Consider the following 1263-nt stretch of genomic DNA (forward strand, 5'->3'; position numbering starts at 1 on the left):
ACACTTCAACAAATTGAAGATATTTTCGCTGGAAAAGTAACGAACTGGAAAGAAGTTGGCGGTAAAGACGAGAAAATTAATGTAATCAACCGTCCAGCATCATCTGGTACTCGTGCAGCATTTGAAAAGAAAATTATGAAAGACGTTAAGATTAACGATAGCGTAGGAACAGTTCAAGATTCAAACGGTGCAGTTGAACAAGCTGTAAACTCTACTCCTGGTGCAATTTCTTATCTTGCTAACTCATATTTAATCGGCGATAAAAAAGATGCATTAAAAACAGTTAAAATTGATGGAAAAGAATCTTCAACTGATAACATTACTTCTGGTGCATACCCATTCTATTCATATGAGTATATGATTACGAAAGGTGATGCAAAATCTCCAGTAAAAGAATATATTGAATTCATTAGTGGCGATGAATTTGCTGATAAGTTAGTTGAAATGGGCTATATCCCAGCTTCAGAAATGTCAGGTTTACAATAATAAAGCAATTTAAGCTGACTCCAAAGGTCTATGACTTTTTGAGTCAGTTTTTTTTGTTTCATTGGGGATGAATGATCTGAAAGTATTTTATCAACAAAAACATTATTATATCCATAAAGCAATATATGTTAGTATCCTTCAATATTGCCTACTCTCCATGGACCAGCACCCTGAAACTACTTAAAAAGTTAAGCTACTTTTAAGTAGTTTTCTTTTTTATATTTAGTAAGTTTTAATAAACAATTAGCATTATATTGATTCTTACAATGCCCAGAAATCAATTAAACATACTATCCCTTAAAAAGATTTACAATTTCTTTACGATTGATTAAAACTTGCTTAACCTAAAAACTTTAAAGTAGAGAATGTAAGAGGAAGCAAACAAAAATTAAAAAATAAAATCAAAAATAAAAACAAACATTTTAGGGGGATTAAAATGAAACGTGGATTAAAATTAACATTTGCAGCAATGACTATAGCAGGTATGTTAGCAGGATGTTCTAATAAAGATGATAATACAACTGGAAAAGCTTCAGATGATAAGAAAGTAGAATTAACAGGAACAATTGGTGCTGCAGGATCAACAGCATTACAACCACTAGCTGATGAAGCGGCTACTGAATTTATGGCGAAGTTCCCACAAGTATCAATTACAGTTCAAGGTGGCGGTAGTGGTACTGGTGTAAACCAAGTATCAACAGGAGCAATTCAAATTGGTAACTCAGATGTACCAGCTGCTGAAAAATTAGAAGATAAATCTTTAGCAAGTTCATTAGT

General features: G+C 32.5%; 2 protein-coding genes. Both read left to right on the top strand.

What is annotated here, in order from left to right; genetic code table 11:
- Positions 1–486 (top strand): substrate-binding domain-containing protein (locus B6K90_RS23210; RefSeq protein WP_174567639.1); only part of this gene is annotated, 486 nt, incomplete at its 5' end.
- A 430-nt stretch (positions 487–916) separates the two neighbouring features.
- Positions 917–1263, top strand: a 347-nt coding sequence (locus tag B6K90_RS23215) for a substrate-binding domain-containing protein (protein WP_174567640.1), incomplete at its 3' end; no start/stop codon positions are given.

This window comes from Gottfriedia acidiceleris (assembly GCF_002128425.1).
Classification (GTDB): Bacteria; Bacillota; Bacilli; order Bacillales; family Bacillaceae_G; genus Gottfriedia; species Gottfriedia acidiceleris.